General features: G+C 73.8%; 16 protein-coding genes. 9 read left to right on the top strand and 7 right to left on the bottom strand.

The features are described 5' to 3' along the window. Window positions 1-138: 138 nt before the first annotated feature. The gene (locus tag IEZ20_RS11590) at window positions 139-1,743 is read right to left on the bottom strand and encodes an alpha/beta hydrolase (protein WP_189297270.1); all 1,605 of its coding nucleotides are present in this window, start codon (window positions 1,741-1,743) and stop codon (window positions 139-141) included. A gap of 267 nt (window positions 1,744-2,010) precedes the next feature. On the opposite strand from IEZ20_RS11590, the gene IEZ20_RS40585 reads away from it, so the two are divergent. Continuing rightward, window positions 2,011-2,685, top strand: coding sequence for a chaplin (locus IEZ20_RS40585; RefSeq protein WP_189297269.1), 675 nt, complete (start codon window positions 2,011-2,013; stop codon window positions 2,683-2,685). Between the two features lie 211 nt (window positions 2,686-2,896). Beyond that, window positions 2,897-3,751 carry a GNAT family N-acetyltransferase gene (locus tag IEZ20_RS11580; RefSeq protein ID WP_189297267.1) on the top strand — a complete coding sequence of 285 codons (855 nt, stop codon included), beginning with the start codon at window positions 2,897-2,899 and terminating at the stop codon, window positions 3,749-3,751. Window positions 3,752-3,873: 122 nt separating this feature from the next. Here the strand turns inward: IEZ20_RS11580 and IEZ20_RS11575 are convergent, their stop codons facing one another. Further along, the gene (locus IEZ20_RS11575; protein WP_189297265.1) at window positions 3,874-5,148 is read right to left on the bottom strand and encodes an MFS transporter; all 1,275 of its coding nucleotides are present in this window, start codon (window positions 5,146-5,148) and stop codon (window positions 3,874-3,876) included. 84 nt (window positions 5,149-5,232) lie between these two features. Between IEZ20_RS11575 and IEZ20_RS11570 the strand changes: the two genes are divergently transcribed. Together IEZ20_RS11570 and IEZ20_RS11565 are read left to right on the top strand one after the other, a co-directional pair. Next, a complete protein-coding gene (locus tag IEZ20_RS11570) occupies window positions 5,233-5,604 on the top strand; it encodes a MerR family transcriptional regulator (RefSeq protein ID WP_189297263.1) in 372 nt (123 codons plus the stop codon). Window positions 5,605-5,683: 79 nt separating this feature from the next. Further along, window positions 5,684-6,460, top strand: a complete 777-nt coding sequence (locus IEZ20_RS11565; RefSeq protein WP_189297261.1) for a GNAT family N-acetyltransferase — start codon at window positions 5,684-5,686, stop codon at window positions 6,458-6,460. Window position 6,461: 1 nt separating this feature from the next. On the opposite strand, the gene IEZ20_RS11560 is transcribed toward IEZ20_RS11565, so the two are convergent. Beyond that, complete coding sequence (locus IEZ20_RS11560; protein WP_189297259.1) at window positions 6,462-6,725, bottom strand: GlsB/YeaQ/YmgE family stress response membrane protein; 264 nt, start codon at window positions 6,723-6,725, stop codon at window positions 6,462-6,464. A gap of 228 nt (window positions 6,726-6,953) precedes the next feature. Between IEZ20_RS11560 and IEZ20_RS11555 the strand changes: the two genes are divergently transcribed. Next, entirely contained in the window at window positions 6,954-8,402 is a 1,449-nt protein-coding gene (locus IEZ20_RS11555; protein ID WP_189297257.1) for a M6 family metallopeptidase, read from the top strand. A gap of 64 nt (window positions 8,403-8,466) precedes the next feature. Here the strand turns inward: IEZ20_RS11555 and IEZ20_RS11550 are convergent, their stop codons facing one another. Together IEZ20_RS11550 and IEZ20_RS11545 are read right to left on the bottom strand one after the other, a co-directional pair. Then, window positions 8,467-11,217, bottom strand: a complete 2,751-nt coding sequence (locus IEZ20_RS11550) for a glycoside hydrolase family 2 protein (protein WP_189297255.1) — start codon at window positions 11,215-11,217, stop codon at window positions 8,467-8,469. Window positions 11,218-11,323: 106 nt separating this feature from the next. Then, window positions 11,324-12,508 (bottom strand): ROK family protein, encoded by a 1,185-nt coding sequence (locus tag IEZ20_RS11545; RefSeq protein ID WP_189297253.1) that lies wholly within the window; start codon window positions 12,506-12,508, stop codon window positions 11,324-11,326. A gap of 115 nt (window positions 12,509-12,623) precedes the next feature. Here IEZ20_RS11545 and IEZ20_RS11540 point away from each other — a divergent pair, with 115 nt between their 5' ends. Together IEZ20_RS11540 and IEZ20_RS11535 are read left to right on the top strand one after the other, a co-directional pair. Further along, entirely contained in the window at window positions 12,624-14,081 is a 1,458-nt protein-coding gene (locus tag IEZ20_RS11540; RefSeq protein ID WP_189297251.1) for an APC family permease, read from the top strand. Between the two features lie 63 nt (window positions 14,082-14,144). Next, window positions 14,145-14,681, top strand: a complete 537-nt coding sequence (locus IEZ20_RS11535) for a GNAT family N-acetyltransferase (RefSeq protein ID WP_189297249.1) — start codon at window positions 14,145-14,147, stop codon at window positions 14,679-14,681. Between the two features lie 82 nt (window positions 14,682-14,763). Here IEZ20_RS11535 and IEZ20_RS11530 read toward each other — a convergent pair whose 3' ends face one another. Next, window positions 14,764-15,198, bottom strand: coding sequence for an SPW repeat protein (locus IEZ20_RS11530; RefSeq protein WP_189297247.1), 435 nt, complete (start codon window positions 15,196-15,198; stop codon window positions 14,764-14,766). Between the two features lie 232 nt (window positions 15,199-15,430). Between IEZ20_RS11530 and IEZ20_RS11525 the strand changes: the two genes are divergently transcribed. Then, the gene (locus IEZ20_RS11525; protein WP_189297245.1) at window positions 15,431-15,607 is read left to right on the top strand and encodes a DUF8839 family protein; all 177 of its coding nucleotides are present in this window, start codon (window positions 15,431-15,433) and stop codon (window positions 15,605-15,607) included. 193 nt (window positions 15,608-15,800) lie between these two features. On the opposite strand, the gene IEZ20_RS11520 is transcribed toward IEZ20_RS11525, so the two are convergent. Next, the gene (locus IEZ20_RS11520) at window positions 15,801-16,850 is read right to left on the bottom strand and encodes an acyl-CoA dehydrogenase family protein (RefSeq protein WP_189297243.1); all 1,050 of its coding nucleotides are present in this window, start codon (window positions 16,848-16,850) and stop codon (window positions 15,801-15,803) included. Between the two features lie 185 nt (window positions 16,851-17,035). Between IEZ20_RS11520 and IEZ20_RS11515 the strand changes: the two genes are divergently transcribed. Further along, the gene (locus IEZ20_RS11515; RefSeq protein WP_189297798.1) at window positions 17,036-18,358 is read left to right on the top strand and encodes an aldehyde dehydrogenase family protein; all 1,323 of its coding nucleotides are present in this window, start codon (window positions 17,036-17,038) and stop codon (window positions 18,356-18,358) included. The last annotated feature ends 48 nt before the right edge of the window (window positions 18,359-18,406 follow it).

The raw sequence follows: 18,406 nt of genomic DNA, 5'->3' as shown, positions 1-18,406 counted from the left end.
GTTACCCGGTTGCGTCAGTCCTGTCGCCATCCGGCGGACACGTGGTCGTCGGCCGCAGGAGGACGCTGTCACCCGGCTGCGCCCCTCCTGCCACCGGCCGGCGGGGCACGCGGCTGCCGGCCGGTGACAGAAGGGGCCTCAGCCGGTGCTGTCCGAGGTGGCGTGCTCACGCGGCTCATCCGCCGGGCAGGAGCTGCCGCTCGCGGGCAGGGAGCCGTACAGCAGGAAATCGTTGACCTTGCGGTGCACGCACTTGGACGAGGAGTACCCGGTGTGGCCCTCGCCCTTGTTGTCGAGCACCACCGCCGACGGGCCGAGCCGGCGGGCCGTCTCCACGGTCCACCGGTACGGGGTCGCCGGGTCGCCGCGCGTGCCGATGAGCAGCATCTTCGCGGAGTGCACGTTCTTCACCCGGTCGCGGATGAAGTCGGTGCCGCGGGGCCGGCCGTAGCACATGAGTAACTGGGTCAGCCGGTAGCGGCCGAACACCGGCGAGGCCTGGTCGTACGCGGTCCGCAGCTCCGTCAGGTCCTTGGTGATCCGGGCCGCGGTGGGCCGGTCGGGGTCGTCCGCGCAGTTGATCGCCATCAGCGCGGCCGGCAGGTTGTCCGCCGGGACCTCGGACGCGTCGACCAGCCCGCCGTCCCCGCGGTGCAGGCCCGCGGGCCGTGCGATGCCGCCCGTGGAGAAGGCGAGGACACGCCGGGTGTCGCCGTCCTCGATCAGCGAGGCCAGCGCGCGCTCCAGCGAGGGCCACAGCTCCCTGCTGTACAGGGCCTGTCCGATGGCGCCCACCAGGTCCTGGCCGGAGAAGGAGCCGCCGAAGTCGGTGGGTACCGGGTTCTCGTCGAGCGAGCGCACCAGCCGCAGCACCTGGGCACCGGCCGTCCGCTGGTCCTGCCCGAACGGACAGCCGAGGTCCGTCGTGCACCAGTCCAGGAAGTCGTCCAGAGCCGTCTGCTGTCCCTCGGCGCCCGCGATCCCCTGTTGCGCCAGCGGCTCGGTCAGCGTGTCCACGCCGTCCAGGGCGAGCCGGCCGACCTTGCCCGGGAACTGCGCCGCGTACACCGCGCCGAGCCGGGTGCCGTAGGAGAAGCCGAGGTAGTTGAGCCGCTGGTCGCCGAGCGACTGGCGGATGACGTCGAGGTCGCGGGAGGCGTTCACGGTGCCGATGTGCGGCAGCACCGGGCCGGAGTGCCGGGCGCACTGGGCGGCGGCCGACCGCAGCCGCCTGAGCAGTTCCTGCGGGCGGCCGAGGTCGGCGTCCTTCTCCGTCACGGCCGAGGCCACGTCGGTGCCCTCGCCGCAGCTGACGGGGGAGGACCGGCCGACGCCGCGGGGGTCGAAGGTGACCACGTCGTAGCCGTTGGTCAGCTCCATGAACTGCTTGCCCTCGGCGGCCAGCTCGGGGATGCCGGCGCCGCCCGGGCCGCCGAAGTTCAGCACCACCGAGCCGCGCGAGTCCCCCGTGGCGCGGTACCGGGCCAGCGCGATGGCGAGGGTGCCCGCCCGCGGCCGGGCGTAGTCGAGCGGGACGGTGACCTTCGCGCACTGGAGGTCCTTCGGCATGTCCGGGCCCTCGCAGGCACCCCAGACCGGCTTCTGCCGGTAGAAGCGGGACAGGTCCGGCTGCGGCCGGTCGGCGGCAGCCGCGGGCAGCCCGGCTCCGAGCAGCGCCAGGGCGAGGGCCGAGGCACCCGCGCAGCGCCGCACGGCGGGCCGTGTGGACAGCTTGGCCAGCATGGATCGCCTCCCGGGCGCCCGCCGGCGCCCTCGGATCACCATAAGCGGGCCCCGGACGGGCCGCCTCCCGGCGAGCGGGACGCCGGCTCCCGCCGTACACTCCGCCCGTCATGCCCCAGTGGTGATCATTTTGTGGCTTTGGGCCCTGTTCGATAACAGTGACGCTCGATGGGGTGAAAGGCCGATAAGCCATAACTCCGATGGTTCTCCTGCGTTTTACGAGGTGCGGGTGACTGCCCGCGACGACGTCAGGAAGGCAGGGAACCTATGAGACGGGCTACCCGAAACGGTGTGATCGCCGTCGCCGCCGCGTCCGGCGCGATGGCCGTGGCGCTGCCGGTGTCCGCCGCCTTCGCGGCCGGCGGGGCCGACGCCGACGGCACGGCGGCCGGCTCGCCCGGACTGGTCTCCGGCAACGGCATCCAGCTCCCGGTGCACGTGCCGGTCAACGTCTGCGGCAACACGGTGAACGTCGTGGGCCTGCTCAACCCGGCCGCGGGCAACGCGTGCGCGAACCGGAGCGGCGCGGGGCAGGGCGGCGCGACGGCCGCGTCCGGCGGGGCCTCCGCTCACGGCCGTACGACCGACTCGCCCGGCGTGATCTCCGGCAACGGCATCCAGCTCCCCGTCGACGTGCCGGTCAACGTCACCGGCAACAGCGTCGACGTGGTCGGCGTCGGCAACCCGGCCACCGGCAACCACGCGGCCAACGAGCCCGGCGACAGCCCCCGGACCCCGAAGCCGACCACCGCGACGCCCCGGGCCCCGAAGCCCCCGGCCCCCGCCCGCTCCCACCCCGCCCCCCACACCCCGCGCCCGGAGGCGTCCTCGCTGGCCCGCACCGGAGCGGACCTGGCGGCCCCGGCCGCCGCCGGCAGCGCCGCGCTCCTCGTCGCGGGCGCCGTCCTGTACCGCCGCTTCCGCCCGGACCGCCCCTGCTGACCCGCCGCGCACGGCCCCACCGGACGCCGGCCCGGTGGGGCGGTGACACCGGCGGGCGGCGGCGACGTCCACCGGGACGCCCGCGGCCCGCCCTGCCATGGGCCGAACGCCCCGTGGCGCGGCTGTGCGTCGATCCGCGAGGATGCTGCGGGCGGCGCGGCCGAGCCCCGTGCCGTCCGACAGCAGACCCCGACGGAAACGGAGCGCACCGATGACCTCTGCGGCCCCCCACGACCTCGTCGTCACGCAGGCCACCCTCGCCGACTGGCCGGTGATCAGCGGGTGGGCGGCGGCGGAGGGCTGGAACCCGGGGCTGTCCGACGGGCCCGCGTTCTTCGCCCAGGACCCGGAGGGGTTCTTCCTGGGCCGGATCGACGGGGAACCGGTGTCGGCCGTCTCCGTCGTCAACCACGGCCCCGACTTCTCCTTCCTCGGCTGCTACCTCGTCCGCGAGGACCTGCGCGGCCACGGACACGGACTCACCACCTGGAAGACCGCCCTGGCCCACGCGGGGAACCGGACCGTCGGCCTGGACGGAGTCGTCGCCCAGCAGGACAACTACCGGCAGTCCGGCTTCCGGCTCGCCCACCGCACCGTCCGGTTCACCGGCCCCGCCCCCGAGAGCGCCACGCCCGCCGGCGTGCGCCCGGCCGGGCCCGCCGACCTGGCCGCGCTCACCGCCTACGACAGCGCCTGCCACCCGGCCGACCGCCCCCGCTTCCTCGCCGAGTGGCTCACCACCCCCGGCCACCGTGCCGTCGTCCGCGAGGACGGCGGGCGCCCCACCGGCTACGGCGTGATCCGCCCCGGCCACGACACCCTGCGCATCGGCCCCCTCTTCGCCGACACCGCCGACGACGCCCGGGCCCTGTTCGCCGCCCTCACCGACGGCGTGGCCGGCCGCGACATCGCGATCGACGTGCCCGAACCGAACACGGCCGGCGTCGCCCTCGCCGAAGCGGCGGGCCTGCGGCCCTCGTTCGAGACCGCCCGCATGTACACCGGCCCGGTGCGCGACCACGCCCGGGAGCGGGTCTTCGGCGTCACCACGCTCGAACTCGGCTGAGCCCCGGGCCGGGGGCGGGCATCCGGCCCGGCCCCCGCGCCCGGCCCACCGCCCCGCGTACCGGCCCCTCCCCGGCCGCCTCGGCTCACCCGCCCGGGCGGCCCCGCCCCGGCGCCCCCGGCTCACCGGCCGCCGCCCTCGGCGCACTCGCTCACCGCACGGCCCGCGGGGCGGTCGCCGGTCACCGCGGCCGGTGCCTTCGTCTGCGGGGCGAGCGCGGGGCGCCGGGCCGGGAAGGCGTACCGGTGCCCCGTCGCGACCGTCGCGAGCGCCGCCAGCACCGGCGGCAGCGCCGTCCAGGGCAGCGCGGCGGCGCCCGCCGCGTCCAGCGCCAGACCGCCGGTGAGGGAACCGGCGGCGATGCCCGCGTTGTACACCGTGGTCTGCAACGAGGTCGCCACGTCGGCGTCGGCCGGCCCCGACACGTCGACCAGCGCGGTCTGGATCAGCGTCGGCGCCCCGCCGAAGGCCACGCCCCACAGCGCCACCGCACCGACCAGCAGCGCGGGCACCCCGGCGCCCGGGCCCAGGACCGTCAGCACGGCCGCGATCACCGCGAGCGCACCGAGGAGCGCGGGCCTCAGCCACCGGTCGACCAGCACACCGGTGAGCCAGATCCCGGCCACCGTGGCGGTCCCGAACACCCCGAGCAGCACGCCCGTACGGCCGTACCCGGCCCGCGCGGCGAACGGGGCCATGTACGTGTACATCACCTGGTGCCCCAGCAGCAGGAACAGCGTCACGCACAGCACCGGACGGATCCCGGGGCGTACGGCGACCCGGAGCAGGGGCACGCGCGCGTGCGGCGGTTCGCCGGGGAAGCCGGGCACCCGGAGCCGTACCCAGCCCACGAGCAGGACGGCCAGTACGGCCAGCGTCCCGAACGCGGCCCGCCAGCCGACCGCACCGGCCAGGGCGGTACCGGCGGGCACCCCCAGCGCCAGGGCGAGCGTGATCCCGGCCAGTACCACCGCGATGGCCCGGCCCCGCCGCCCGGCCGGCACCATCCGGGCCGCGTAGCCGGCGAGCATCGCCCACAGCGTGCCGCCCATCGTCCCGGCCAGCAGCCGGGCCGCGACGGTCAGCGGGTACGACGACGACAGCGCGACCAGCGTGTTGGCCGCCGCGAACCCCAGCAGCGTGCCGGACAGCACCGCCCGCCGGGGCAGTCCGCGCAGCGCCGCGGTGACCGGGACCGCGGCCACGAAGGAGGCGGCGGCGTACGCGGTGACGAGGAAGCCGATCCGGGACTCGGCGACCCCCAACGCGGGGGCCATCGCGGGCAGCAGGCCCGCCGGGAGCAGTTCGGTCAGTACGGCGGTGAACGCGGCACAGGACAGGGCCAGCAGCCCCGACCACGGCAGGCGACCGCCCTTGACCTGGGAGGACAGGGTCATGCGACCATGGTCGAAGTCTGACACCAGTGTGAAGGTCAAGCCCGGACGCACGGACGGCACGGACCCGGGAGGCGAGGAGGCCGCATGCGGATCGGTGAACTCTCCCGCCGTACCGGCGTGCCCGCCCGGCTGCTGCGCTACTACGAGGAGCAGCACCTGCTCCACCCGGAGCGCACCGGCAACGGCTACCGCAGCTATCCGGATTCCGCGGTCGCGCAGGTGCGGCAGATCCGCGGCCTGCTGGACTCCGGTCTCACCACCGAGATGATCCGGGCCGTCCTGCCGTACCTCTGCGGCCCCGGCCGTCTCGTGCCGGCCCCCGAGAGCGTGCCGCCGGAGACGGCCGCCCTGCTGCAGGGGCACATCGACCGCATCCAGGCCCGCATCGACTGCCTGGCCCGCAACCGCGACCGGCTCACCGCCTACCTGGCGGCGGTACGGCCGGAAGGCCGGTGACGTCCTCGGCTTCCGAGGCCGCTGCCGCGGTGCTGCTAATTCGTTTGGCCCGTCCGGCCGTCCGTGCTGGAGTGGGGCCATGGATCACGCAGTGGTGCTCGCCCGGTACGACCGGGAGTTGCGCGAAGGCGCCCGGCCCGACGGGCCCGGGGCCCGGATCGAGCGGGCCGGCGGGGTGGTGCGGCAGGTCGCGGACGCGTCCGCCTGGAACGGCGTCCTGTGGTCCGCCCTGGACACGGCGGGCGCGGACCGGGCGATCCAGGACCAGATCGCCCGCTTCACCGGCCTCGGCCGGGAGTTCGAGTGGAAGCTCTACTCCCACGACGAGCCGGCGGACCTGGCCGCCCGGCTGCTCGCCGCCGGGTTCCGGGCCGAGCCCGCGGAGACGCTGATGGCCGCCGAGGTCGCCGAACTCGCCCTGGACACCGCGCCCCCGGCCGGTGTCCGCTTCGTACAGGCCACCGATCCGGCCGGCGTCGACCTCGTCGTGGACGTGCACGAGAAGGCCTTCGGCACCGACGGCACCCGGCTGCGGCACCAGTTGCTCGCCCGGCTGGCCGCCGACCCCGGCACGGTCGTCGCCGTGGCCGCCCTCGCCGACGGCGAACCCGTCGCCGCCGCCCGCATGGAGCTGGCGCCGGGCACCGCGTTCGCCGGACTGTGGGGCGGCGGCACCGTCCCGCAGTGGCGGGGCCGGGGTCTCTACCAGGCCCTCGTCGCCCACCGCGCCCGTGCCGCCGCCGCGCACGGCTACCGCTACCTCCACGTCGACGCCCTGCCCACGAGCCGCCCGATCCTGGAGCGCCTCGGCTTCCACGCGCTGAGCACCACCACGCCGTACGTCTACGGGAACTGACTCAGCGCAGCGCCCGGACCCGGCCCAGCGCGGCCACGCCCGCCGCCGCCAGCGCTGTCTGGACGAGCCACTCGATCCAGTCGGGACCCTTGGTGTCGGCGACCCCGAGCGCGGCGGCGATCGCCGAGCCCAGCAGCGCGGCCGCGATGCCGACGACGAGCGTCCACAGGACACCGATGTGCTGCCGCCCGGGGACGACCAGCCGGCCCAGCACTCCGATGACGAGGCCGATCACGATGGCGCTGAGGATGCCTGAGATCTCCATGGCCGTCCCTCCTTGGGGTTTCCGGTCGTTGCACCCGCTGATGGGGCATGTGCCCGTCGGCGGCGGCGCCACGCCGTCCCGGTCGCCGCCGGACGCCTCTGTTCACCGGCCCTTCATGCCATGTACCTTTCAACCAATCGACGCGTGTAGAAGCCTCAAGCAGGTTCTACGCGCGCAGACTTGGGCGCCCGCACCGCCTCTTCCCCACCCCTCATGGAGGTTCGACGGATGCTTGGATCCAGGAGATCCCGCCACAGATGCACCACCGCCCTGGCCGGCTTCGGGCTGCTGCTCACCGGAGCCGCACTCCAGGTCGGCACCGGCACCCCCGCCCACGCGGCGACCACCCACCGCATCCTGTTCGACAACGCCCATGCCGAGACGGCCGGCAACGCCGACTGGATCATCTCCACCAGCCAGCCCGACCCCCTCGGCCAGGACTCCTCCCCGTCCGCCGAGACGGACTGGACCGGCGCCCTCTCCTCCTGGGGCGTCGCGCTGCAGAAGACCGGGAACTACAGCCAGAAGACACTGCCGTCGGGATCGAGCCTCAGTTACGGGGGCACCTCCGCGACGGACCTGTCGAACTTCGACACACTGGTCCTCCCCGAGCCCAACACGATGTTCAGCAGCGCGGAGAAGACCGCCATCATGACGTTCGTCAAGAACGGCGGCGGTCTGTTCATGATCTCCGACCACACCGGAGCCGACCGCAACAACGACGGCTACGACGCGGTCGAGATCTTCAACGACCTGATGACGAACAACAGCGTCGACTCCACCGACCCGTTCGGCTTCTCCATCGACTCGCTGAGCATCAGCTCCGACCACCCGGCCGCGATCAGTGACAGCACCGACCCGGTGCTGCACGGATCCTTCGGCACCGTCAGCAAGAGCCTCATCGCCAGCGGTACGACCGCGACGCTGAAGCCCGCCGACAACTCCGGCGTCAAGGGGCTCCTGTACCGCACGGGTTACTCCGGCAACACCGGCGCCTTCTTCGCCACCAGCACCTTCGGCAGCGGCCGGGTCGCCTTCTGGGGCGACAGCTCCCCGGTCGACGACGGCACCGGCCAGTCCGGCAACACCCTGTACGACGGGTGGAACGACTCCAGCGCCACCAACGCGGCCCTCGCCCTCAACGCCACCGCATGGCTGGCCGGCGCGAGCGGCGGCAGCGGGGGCACCGGCGGCGGCGGCACCTGCACGGCCGGGCAGCTGCTGGCCAACCCCGGCTTCGAGTCCGGCTCCACCTCCTGGACCACGTCCAGCGGCGTCATCACCAACGACACCGGCGAGGCCGCCCGTACCGGCTCCTACAAGGCCTGGCTGAACGGCTACGGCTCGGCCCACACCGACACCCTGGCCCAGTCGGTGACCATCCCCGCCGGGTGCACGAGCGCCACCCTGAGCTTCTACCTCCACGTCGACACCGCCGAGACGACCACCTCGACGGCCTACGACACCCTGAAGGCGCAGGTCCTCAACAGCAGCGGAACGGTGCTGTCCACGTTGGCGACCTACTCGAACCTGAACGCGGCGAGCGGCTACACCCAGCGCAGCTTCGACCTCGCGGGCTACGCGGGCCAGACGGTGACGATCAAGTTCACCGGCACCGAGGGCTCGACCCTCCAGACGTCGTTCGTCGTCGACGACACCGCGCTCAACGTGAGCTGAGCCGACGGAGACAGAGGGGGTGGACCGCCGTGGTCCACCCCCTCTTCCTCTTCCTGCGGGCGCGTCAGTCCGCCGGCACCGTCCGCTCCGGAGTGTTCCACCCCGAGACCCGGACGCTCGGTGCCGAGCCGTGCAGGTCGGCCGTGCGGTAGGTGGCGGTCAGCGTCACCGATTCGCCCGGCCACAGGCTCACCTGGTTGTCCGACCAGCGCACCGGCAGCACCGGCCTGCCCTGCGCGTCCACGAGGTGGACGTCCGTCAGCAGCGCCGGAGTGGTTCCGCTCCCGGTGCGGCGCAGGGTCACCGTCGTGGTCGACGTGCCGTCCGACGCCCGGGTGGCCGCCGACGCCGAGACGGGCACCCGGTCCATCGAGGCGAGGCCCCGGAGGTCGGCGTACCGCGTCGTCGGCGTGTAGTACCAGGTGGTGCCGCTCCAGTCGAGGGTGTCGGACCTGGTGGAGAGCCAGTACACGTTCCGGCTCACCTCCGTGCCGTCCGCGTCCGTCAGCACCAGCCGCAGCAGATACGTCCGCGCCAGTCCGCTCACCGAGGACGGCAGGGTGAGCGCGGTGCCGTGCGCCCCGTCCCCGTCCACCGTCACACCGCCGACGGCCTTGTCGTACATCCGGGTGCCGTCGGGATTGAACAGCGTCGCCCGGGCGGTGAGCCCCTCCTTGGGGGTGTGCCGGTTGTTGACCACCACGACCGAGCGGTCGTCGTACGAGTACTGGATGTGCAGCGGCTCGTTCGCCTTCTTCGCGCCGAAGTAGGCGCCGTTCTGGTCGAGGTAGCGGTCGGTCAGCTGCCAGTGCAGGGAGGTCCAGCCGCTGTTGAACATCCAGTGGATCACCCCGGTGGCGGGCCGGTCCGTGTCGGACGCGTTGCGCCCGTACGCCTCGAACTGGGCGCGGACGTTCTCGTACTGGGCCAGCTGGGCCTTGCGCACGTAGTCGGTGAGGCTCGTGGGGGCGCCGTAGCGGCCGGTGAGGGCGTTGTCGTAGATCCTGAGCGTGCCGAAGACGGAGGACGGCGAGCGGTGGTACTGCCGGGCTTCGGGGTCCTTCCACAGGGTGTCGAGTTCCGCCGGCGTCATCATGCGGCGCAGGGTGTCGAGCGTGGGGATGCTCGGGCCCGCGCTGGTCTCGGAGTTGAAGCCGGTGGCCCCGCCCTCGCGCTTGGCGTACCAGTAGCCGGGCGGCACCCAGTCGTAGGGTCCGGTCATCTTCATGCCGGAGGCGCCCAGCTGCGGCGCGGACGCCTCGGAGGCGGCGGGGACCACGGGGACGGGCCAGTCGGCCGCCCTCAGGGCGTCCAGGTAGCCCCGCTCGATCGTCGCGTCGGGGGCGGAGTCGCTGCCGATCAGGAAGGACAGCACGCTCGGATGACCGCGCAGGCGGGCGGCCTCGGCGGCCATGGACGCCTTCGCGACGGCATGGTCGCCGTCGCTCCACTTCTCCCCGGAGCCGCTCGGGTTGACCTCGCCCTCCCACTTGTCGCAGCACTCCCAGCCCGGCAGGGTGAGCAGGCCGTGGCGGTCGGCCAGGTCGAAGAACTCGTCCGGTTCCAGGTGGCCTTCCAGCCGCAGGGTGTTCAGGCCCAGGTCGCGGGCGTACGCCAGCCGGTCCTCGACGTAGGCGCGGTCCCAGCGCAGGAACTCGTCCGGGGACCAGCCGCCGCCCTTGACCAGCAGCTTGCGGCCGTTGATCCGGAACTGGCGGGCGCCGTCGGAGTTCAGCGGGGCCTGGACGTCCCGGATGCCGAAGGTCTGGTGCGCGGTGTCCGACACCGTGCCGGCCACGGTCGCGGTGAGGTCCAGGTCGTACAGCGGCTGCCCGCCCATCCCGGCCGGCCACCACACCTTCGGCTCGGTGAGGTGCAGGCCGGGGACGTCGGCGGGGGAGAAGACGACGGTCCTCGTCTCGTGCGCGGCGAGCGAGACGGTCGTGCGGAACTCCGTCCCGCCGACGCTGCCGGCGACGTCCGCCGTGACCGGCGCGTCCGTGTCGTTGCGGGCCCGGGCCCGCACCGTCAGGTCGGCGGCGGCGAGCGAGGGCACGGCCAGTTTCGTGACCACGTGCGCGTCGCGCAGGGCGACCGGGCCGCCCCGGCGGACCAGGACGTCCCGGACGAGGCCCATGTTCCGGTCGGGCGGCGGCTGGAGCCAGTCGAGCCAGCCCATGGTGAGGTGCTTGTCCGGGTCGTTGGGCCGCACCCGGAAGGCGACCGTGTTCGTGCCCCGCCGGACCAGGGGGGTGATGTCCAGCTCGTGGTGGGTGTAGGCGCCGGCGACCTCCGAGGCCGGCGCCACCCGGCGGCCGTTGACGTACACGTCGGCCGCCGAGACCACGCCGCTGAAGTCGAGGGCGGTGCGCGGGCCGGTGTCCTCGACCGTGAAGTCCGCGCGGTACCACCACGGGACCTTGAAGTCGGCCGGCGAGATCTTCTGCAGGTTCGTGGAGTGGAACGGGTCGGCGTACACGCCGTCGGCCAGGAGCGCCGCGAGGACCGTCGAGCGCGGGCCCGCCGGATACCAGCCGGTCGTCGGATAGCCGGGGGAGGAGACGGCGGCGGTCGAGTCGCCGACCTCGGCCGTGGACCGGATGGCGAAGCCGGAGAGCGGGGTGCTCGATCCGGCGGTGCCGGGGACCCGGGTGGGCTCGACCCGGGCGGTCGCGGCCCTGGCGCCTTGGGCGTGCCCCTGCGGTGCGGCCGGGCGCCGGTCCCCGGCCCAGGCGCCGGAGGTGAGTCCACCGAGCAGTCCGAGGACCAGGGCGGCCGTGGTGTACCGGCGTGCGAGGGCGGGGCGAGGGAACACGGCGGTCTCCAGCCTCGTAAAGTTAGGAAACTTTACTAACCAGGGTCACGGTAGGGCGCGGGGTGGGGGGTGTCAACGAGCCGCGCCGAGGTGGCCGTCGCACGGGTCAGGTTCCGGCCGTCCGGCGTGCGAACACCAGGTCCCGGGCCGTGTCCAGGGCCGTGGCCACCGCGCCCAGCAGGACGGCGTCCTCGCCGAGCCGGCCGGGCGCGATCCGGGGGCGCAGCGGGGTGAGGGCCCGCAAGCGCTCCCGTACGGGCCGCAGCAGCAGGTCGACGCTGTGACCGACCCCGCCGCCCAGCACCACGAGATCCGGGTCGAGCACGGCGGCGGCCGCCGCCACGGTGTGCGCGATCCGCTCGCCCTCCAGCTCCACCGCCCGCACGGCGGCCGGATCCCCCTGCCGCGCCGCGTCGAACACGGCCTTCGCGGTGAGCTGCCCACGCATCCCCAGCTCCCGGGCCGACTCCACCACCGCCCCTCCCGACACCGCGTCCTCCAGCCGCTCCTGCTTCTGCCGGCCGTGCCACGGCAGGAACCCGATCTCCCCGGCCAGGCCGTGCGCACCCGTGAACAGCCGCCCCTCGCTCACCACGCCCATCCCGAGACCGGTGCCTATCAGGATGTACGCGAAGAGCCGGCTGCCCGCGCCGACGCCGTACGTGTACTCGCCGAGCGCCGCCAGGTTGGCGTCGTTGTGCACCTCCAGCGGCACGCCCAGCTCCGCCCGCAGACGGTCCACGAGCCCGGCCCGCCCCCAGCCCGGCAGGTGCATCGCGTACCGCACCCGCCGCTGCCTCTCGTCGTACACCCCGGGCGTGCCGACCACCCCGTGCACCACCTCCGCCGGGTCCACGCCCGAGGTGGCGACCGCCTGGCGGGCCGTGGTCACGACCAGGTCGGCCAGGGCGGCGGAGGCGCGGGCCCGGTTGCGTACGTCGGTCCGGGCGACGACCGCGCCGTCCAGGTCGGCCACCGCCACCCGCAGCCAGCCCCGGCCGATGTCCACGCCGAGCGCGTACCCGGCGGCCGGGTCCGGGGCGTACAGCACGGCGGTGCGCCCGCGCTCCGGGGCCTGGGTGCCCGCCTCGCGCACCAGGCCGGCCGCCGCCAGCGAGGCCAGCGCGCTGGAGACCGTCGGCTTCGACAGGCCCGTCTCGCGGGCGAGCTGGGCGCGGGACGCGCCGCCGAGTGCGCGCAGCCGGTCCAGGAGCAACCGCTCGTTGTTGCTGCGCAGGCGACGGCGGCTCCAGGGCTGTTCCTGCTGCTCTTCGGCTTCGCTGGCGGGCATCGCACCATTCTCGGGCATGCGTGTCGCACACTTGACGCCGATAGTAAGGCTCCTTAACTTTGTCGGCCTGTCCGCCCCCGCCGGGCGCGTCGCGCCCGCCGCGTCAGGAGTCCCCATGTCCGGTAGCCCGCCGCCCCCGGGTGGTTTCGTCCGCCGTGTCGGCCTGTTCCAGGCCACCGCGATCAACATGAGCCAGATGTGCGGCATCGGGCCGTTCGTGACGATCCCGCTGATGGTGGCCGCGTTCGGCGGTCCGCAGGCGGTCGTCGGGTTCGTCGCGGGCGCGGTGCTCGCGCTGTGCGACGGGCTGGTCTGGGCGGAGCTGGGGGCCTCGATGCCCGGCTCCGGCGGCAGTTACGTCTATCTGCGCCAGGCATTCCGCCACCGCACCGGCCGTCTGATGCCGTTCCTGTTCGTGTGGACGGCGATGCTGTTCGTCCCGCTGATCATGTCCACGGGCGTGGTCGGCTTCGTGCAGTACCTGGGCTATCTCGCGCCCGGCCTGGGGCGGACCGCCGGCGACCTGATCGGGCTCGGTGTCATCGCGCTGGTGGTGATCCTGCTGTGGCGCGGCATCGAGCACATCGCCCGGATCACCGCCGTGATGTGGGCCGTGATGATCGCCTCCGTGCTGCTGGTGATCGCCGCCGCCGCGACCGACTTCAGCCCCCACATGGCCTTCACCTATCCGGCAGGCGCCTTCGATGTGTTGAGCGGCCACTACTGGCCGGGTTTCGCCGCCGGGCTGACCATCGGCATCTACGACTACCTCGGCTACAACACGACGGCCTACATGGGCGCCGAGATCAAGGACCCCGGCCGCACGCTCCCGCGCTCCATCGTCTTCTCGATCCTCGGCATCATGGCGATCTACCTGCTGCTGCAGATCGGCACCCTCGGCGTCGTCGACTGGCACCGGATGACCGACCCGCACGACATCGCCTCCTCCTCGGTCGCCTCCGCGGTGCTGGAGGAGACCTGGGGCAGGGGCGCGGCCGACGCGGTGACCGTGCTGATCCTGGTCACCGCGTTCGCCTCCGTCTTCGCCGGTCTGCTCGGCGGCTCCCGGGTGCCCTGCGACGCCGCCCGGGACCGGGTCTTCTTCCGTCCGTACGCGAAGCTGCACCCGAAGCACCGGTTCCCGGTGTTCGGGCTCGCGACCATGGGCGCGATCACCGCCGTCGGTTTCCTGATCGGCCGCCACACCGACCTCACGACCCTGATCCAGCTGCTCACCACGGTGATGGTCATCGTGCAGGCGCTGGCCCAGATCGTCGCGCTGACGGTACTGCGCAGACGCCGGCCGGACCTGCCCCGGCCGTACCGGATGTGGCTGTACCCCCTGCCGGGCGTCGTCGCGTTCGCCGGCTGGTGCGTGATCTACGGGTACGCCGACGACAACTCCCCGGGCCGGCGTCCCGTGGAGTGGTCCCTGGCCTGGCTCGCCCTCGGCTGCGTGGCCTTCCTGGGGTGGGCGCGCCGGGAGAAGGTGTGGCCGTTCGGACCGAAGGAGACCGGCGGCGGCAGCGGCGACGACGTGGGCGAGGACCGCAACGCCCTTGAAGTGGGGTAGAGTTACGCACCTCGAAGCGAACCTCCCCGGCCGGACCGCGATCCGCCGGGGACGCTTTCGTTCATGACCGACATCATCACCGCGGACGTCACCGTCCGCCCCGCGACCCCCGAGGACCGGCCCGCCGTGGAACGGCTGTGGCTGATGTTCCATCACGACCTGTCCGAGTTCGGGGGCGCCCTGCCCGCCGCCGACGGCACCTTCCGCAGCGAGCGCGTGGAGTCCGCCTTCACCCGGCCCGGCTGGGCGCCGTACCTGCTGGCCTGCGGCGAGCGCCTCGCCGGGCTCGCCTTCGTGCGCGGGCTCGACGGCCCGGTGCGGGTACTGAACAGCTTCTTCGTGGTGCGCGGGGCCCGGCGCCGGGGTATCGGGCTGCGGGCCGCGCGCGAGGTGCTCACCCGGCACCCCGGGCCGTGGGAGATCGCCTTCCAGCAGGACAACCCGGCCGCGGTGCGCTTCTGGCCGCGCGTCGCCGAGGAACTGGCCGGCGACGCCTGGACCCGGGAGCCGCGACCGGTGCCGGACCGGCCGGAGCTGCCGCCGGACGTGTGGATCTCCTTCACGGTGACGGGCGCCGAGGGGGCGCACCGCTCCCGCTGACGGGCCGCGGCGCACAGCGAGGCCGGTCCGCCCGGGCGAACCGGCCTCGCCGTTTCCCCCTTCCTCTTCTCGATCTCCTCTTCTACGGCCTGGGGGTGCTCTTCGCCGCCGTACCGGCGCATATCAGTCCGAGGACGAGGGCCAGGGCCCCGATGACGATGTTGTTGACGATGACGCCCGTGTCCGGACCGCTGCCCACGATCCACGGGGCGATGATCATCCAGATGCCCATGGCGCACATGGCCCAGCTGAGGCCGTACATCCGTTCGGGTGCCCGGCTGAACCCCAGTGCCAGCAGGCCGATCGCCACGCCCAGGATCAGGTTGTGGGCCCCGAGGGCGGGCTGGCTCGCCGCGTAGTGCACGATCCACGGGGAGGCGGCGCAGTAGAGGCCGAGCAGGAAGACCGGGCCGTCCACGAGCGCCACATCGCGACCGCCGAGCATGCGGGCGTAGCGTTCCCGCATTTCGGAGACATCGGGGTGGCTCGCTATGTCACCTCTGTGCAAGTTGGCCATGAGTCGTCTCCTTTGACTGTGCAGGCCAGACCGCTTCTGGTGCAGTGTGCGTGCGGTAAGCGCCGCATAGTTCAGTTTGTCCTTATTTCCCCTTTATGTGTAGGGGTGGGGGCGGGCCGGTCCGGCGCCCGCGTCCGGGTGGTGGTGACATGCTCGCGCCTATCGGGGGCAGGCGGGTCAGTACAACACGTACATTCCGTCCGGGTCAGCGACGCAGGAGGTGGCCGCCGTCATGAGTGCGAGGGTGCTGGAGCGATTTCCCGCCGGGGCTCCGCGTGGTTCCTGGCCCGCGGAGGAGTACGCGGCCGCCCGACGTGCCGAGGGCGAGCCGGCGACCGTGGTCATGGACCTGAGGTCGGACGCCTTCCTCGTCGTGGTCGAGCGGCAGGAGGAGGACGGCGGCTCCTGAGGGCTGCCGCTGTTGCGCCTCCGTGAAACCAGGCTTCCTGACGCGGGACCGGCCGGGGTCCCCTCGACTCGTCTCGCCGGCCGCTGCCGCGAGCGGCGGCATGACGGCGGTGCGGTGGGCGGGGTGAGCGGGGCCGAGGGTCGGCAGTCTCGCCGGGGCCCACCGCCTGGTGCACCGGGCGCCGGCGGGGCGGTCAGCGGGGCTCTCCCGGAGGGGTGGCCAGGGCTCGCAGATGTGCCGCGCGGGACTCGGCCGTCTGGCCCTGGACCAGCAGGAACAGCCCCTCCCGGGCGAGGCGCTGGGCGCGGCTCGTCAGCGCCATCGACCGGCCGCCGCCGGCCACCACCGCCGCCGTGGTGGCCGTCCGCAGCACCTCGTACGCCTCCGCCCGCACCGCCAGCCGCTCCCCGGCCCCCGCCTCGGACGCCGGGCGGTCGGCCAGGGCGTAGGCCCGGTCACGGACGTCGGCGAGGCGGGAGCGGAGCGGGGCGGCCGTGCCCTCGTCCAGGAGGGACAGGGCGGCCTCGGCCACGCCGAAGACCGCCGGGTTGGTGTGCAGCGTCTTGAGCCGGTCCCCGGCGGCCCACCGCGCGTACGGCGTGTGCAGCGCCACCGCCTCCGCGGGCAGCCACAGGCCGTCCACCTCCAGCGACACCGTGCGCGCGGCGGTGAGGGCCGCCAGCCGCATCGGCGCCGACGCCCGCAGCCCCGGCTGCTCGCGCGCCTCGGCGAACGCGAACAGCACCTCGTCGGAGTCGGTCACCCCGGCCAGCAGCATCACGTCGTTCAGCCCCCACCCGGTGTACCAGGGGACGGTCCCGTCGAACCGCCACCCCTCACCCTGCCGGCTGACCCGCACCAGGCGGCGCGGATACGACCGCAGGTGCGCGTACGCCACCCCGGACAGCAGCTCACCGCGGGAGAGCGGCCCGAGGAGCCGCTCCCGGGCGGGAAACCCGCTCCGCGCCAGGGTCTGCACCGGCGTGTGGTGCTGGGTCTGCACGAACCAGGTCGCGCAGCACGCCCCGGCGAGGATCTCCGCCGTCTCGCGGAGCACGGCGGGCGGCGCCCCCGCCCCGCCGTGCTCCGCGGGAGCGGCCACCCCGAGCAGCCCCGACCGCTTCACCGCCTCGATGTGCCCCGCGGGCACCCCCTCCTGGTCGACCCGCTCGGCCGCGGGCGCGAGCAGGTCCGTGGCGAGGCGGCGGGCGCGGACGACGAGCGGGTGCGGGGTGAGGTCCATGCGGACGATTGTTCCGGGCGGTGCGGGGCGTCCGGACCGGGCGGCGTGGAGGACACCCCCGTCGAGTGACCCTCGTCACGGCCCGGCGGCCACGGAATGAACTTGAGGACATGAAAGGTTGGTATTTGCATCTGACCTACCAGCAGACCCGGGCCGGACCGTCCGGGCATCCCAGCGAGGCACCCGTGAACCACTCCCTGCCCGAGCAGCCCGCCGACGTCGTGGCCCGGCTGCGCGCCACCTTCGCCACCGGCCGCACCAAGCCCGTCGAGTGGCGCACCGGCCAGCTGCGCCGGCTCCGCGCGCTCCTCACGGAACGCGGCGCCGACCTCGCCGCCGCCCTCCACGCCGACCTCGGCAAGAGCAGCACCGAGGCCTATCGCACCGAGATCGACTTCACCGTCCGCGAGATCGACCACACCCTGGAGCACCTGGCCGACTGGCTGCGCCCCGAGCCCGCACCCGTCCCGGCGCACCTCGGTGCCGACGCCACGGCCTGGACGCAGTACGACCCCCTGGGCGTCGTCCTCGTCATCGCCCCCTGGAACTACCCGGCGCAGCTGCTGCTCGCCCCCCTGGTCGGCGCGCTGGCCTCGGGCAACGCGGTCGTCGCCAAGCCGAGCGAGCTGGCCCCCGCCACCTCGGCCGCGCTGGCCGAGCTGATCCCGGCCTACCTGGACACGGACGCCGTCGCCGTCGTCGAGGGCGGCGTCCCGGAGACCACGGCCCTGCTGGCCGAGCGCTTCGACCACATCTTCTACACCGGCAACGGCACGGTAGGCCGTATCGTCATGCGGGCCGCCGCCGAGCACCTCACCCCGGTCACCCTGGAACTGGGCGGCAAGTCGCCGGTGTTCGTGGACCGCGGCACCGACCTGGACGTGGTCGCGGACCGGCTGGCCCGCGGCAAGTTCCTCAACGCCGGCCAGACCTGTGTCGCCCCCGACTACGTCCTGACCGATCCGGAGACCGCGCCCGCCCTGGAGGCGGCGCTGGTCCGTGCCGTCGAGGGCCTGTTCGGCAGCGACCCGGCACACGCGCCGGAGTACGGCCGGATCGTCAACGAGCGGCACTTCGACCGGCTCTCCGCCCTGCTCGGCTCGGGCCGCGTCGCCGTCGGCGGCACCGGCGACCGGGCGGCCAGGTACCTCGCGCCCACCGTCCTCGCGGGCGTCGACCCGGCCTCGCCCGTCATGCAGGAGGAGATCTTCGGACCGATCCTGCCGATCGTCACCGTGCCCGGTCTGGACGAGGCGATCGACTTCATCAACGAGCGCGACAAGCCCCTTGCGCTGTACGTGTTCAGCGAGTCCGACGAGACCCGCGCACGCATCGCCGCCGAGACGTCTTCGGGCGGCCTCGGCCACGGCCTGCCCCTCGCCCATCTCACCGTCTCGGACCTGCCGTTCGGCGGGGTGGGGGAGAGCGGCATGGGCAACTACCACGGACGCTACTCCATCGAGACGTTCAGCCACCGCAAGGCGGTCCTGGCGAAGCCGCTGCGCTGACCCTCCGCCACCACTCTCGGGCCCGGCCGCCGACGCGGCCGGGCCCGA

This window comes from Streptomyces cinerochromogenes (genome assembly GCF_014648635.1).
Lineage (GTDB): Bacteria > Actinomycetota > Actinomycetes > Streptomycetales > Streptomycetaceae > Streptomyces > Streptomyces cinerochromogenes.
The sequence above is the reverse complement of the archived record's forward strand: the minus strand, read 5'-3'. Positions and strand labels throughout refer to the sequence as shown.

Coding starts and splice junctions, on each gene's coding strand:
- IEZ20_RS11545 (WP_189297253.1), bottom strand. CDS start 12,508: ATGCCCGCCAGCGAAGCCGAAGAGCAGCAGGAACAGCCCTGGAGCCGC.
- IEZ20_RS11580 (WP_189297267.1), top strand. CDS start 2,897: ATGACCTCTGCGGCCCCCCACGACCTCGTCGTCACGCAGGCCACCCTC.
- IEZ20_RS11565 (WP_189297261.1), top strand. CDS start 5,684: ATGGATCACGCAGTGGTGCTCGCCCGGTACGACCGGGAGTTGCGCGAA.
- IEZ20_RS11520 (WP_189297243.1), bottom strand. CDS start 16,850: ATGGACCTCACCCCGCACCCGCTCGTCGTCCGCGCCCGCCGCCTCGCC.
- IEZ20_RS11535 (WP_189297249.1), top strand. CDS start 14,145: ATGACCGACATCATCACCGCGGACGTCACCGTCCGCCCCGCGACCCCC.
- IEZ20_RS40585 (WP_189297269.1), top strand. CDS start 2,011: ATGAGACGGGCTACCCGAAACGGTGTGATCGCCGTCGCCGCCGCGTCC.
- IEZ20_RS11525 (WP_189297245.1), top strand. CDS start 15,431: ATGAGTGCGAGGGTGCTGGAGCGATTTCCCGCCGGGGCTCCGCGTGGT.
- IEZ20_RS11560 (WP_189297259.1), bottom strand. CDS start 6,725: ATGGAGATCTCAGGCATCCTCAGCGCCATCGTGATCGGCCTCGTCATC.
- IEZ20_RS11590 (WP_189297270.1), bottom strand. CDS start 1,743: ATGCTGGCCAAGCTGTCCACACGGCCCGCCGTGCGGCGCTGCGCGGGT.
- IEZ20_RS11570 (WP_189297263.1), top strand. CDS start 5,233: ATGCGGATCGGTGAACTCTCCCGCCGTACCGGCGTGCCCGCCCGGCTG.
- IEZ20_RS11530 (WP_189297247.1), bottom strand. CDS start 15,198: ATGGCCAACTTGCACAGAGGTGACATAGCGAGCCACCCCGATGTCTCC.
- IEZ20_RS11540 (WP_189297251.1), top strand. CDS start 12,624: ATGTCCGGTAGCCCGCCGCCCCCGGGTGGTTTCGTCCGCCGTGTCGGC.
- IEZ20_RS11575 (WP_189297265.1), bottom strand. CDS start 5,148: ATGACCCTGTCCTCCCAGGTCAAGGGCGGTCGCCTGCCGTGGTCGGGG.
- IEZ20_RS11555 (WP_189297257.1), top strand. CDS start 6,954: ATGCTTGGATCCAGGAGATCCCGCCACAGATGCACCACCGCCCTGGCC.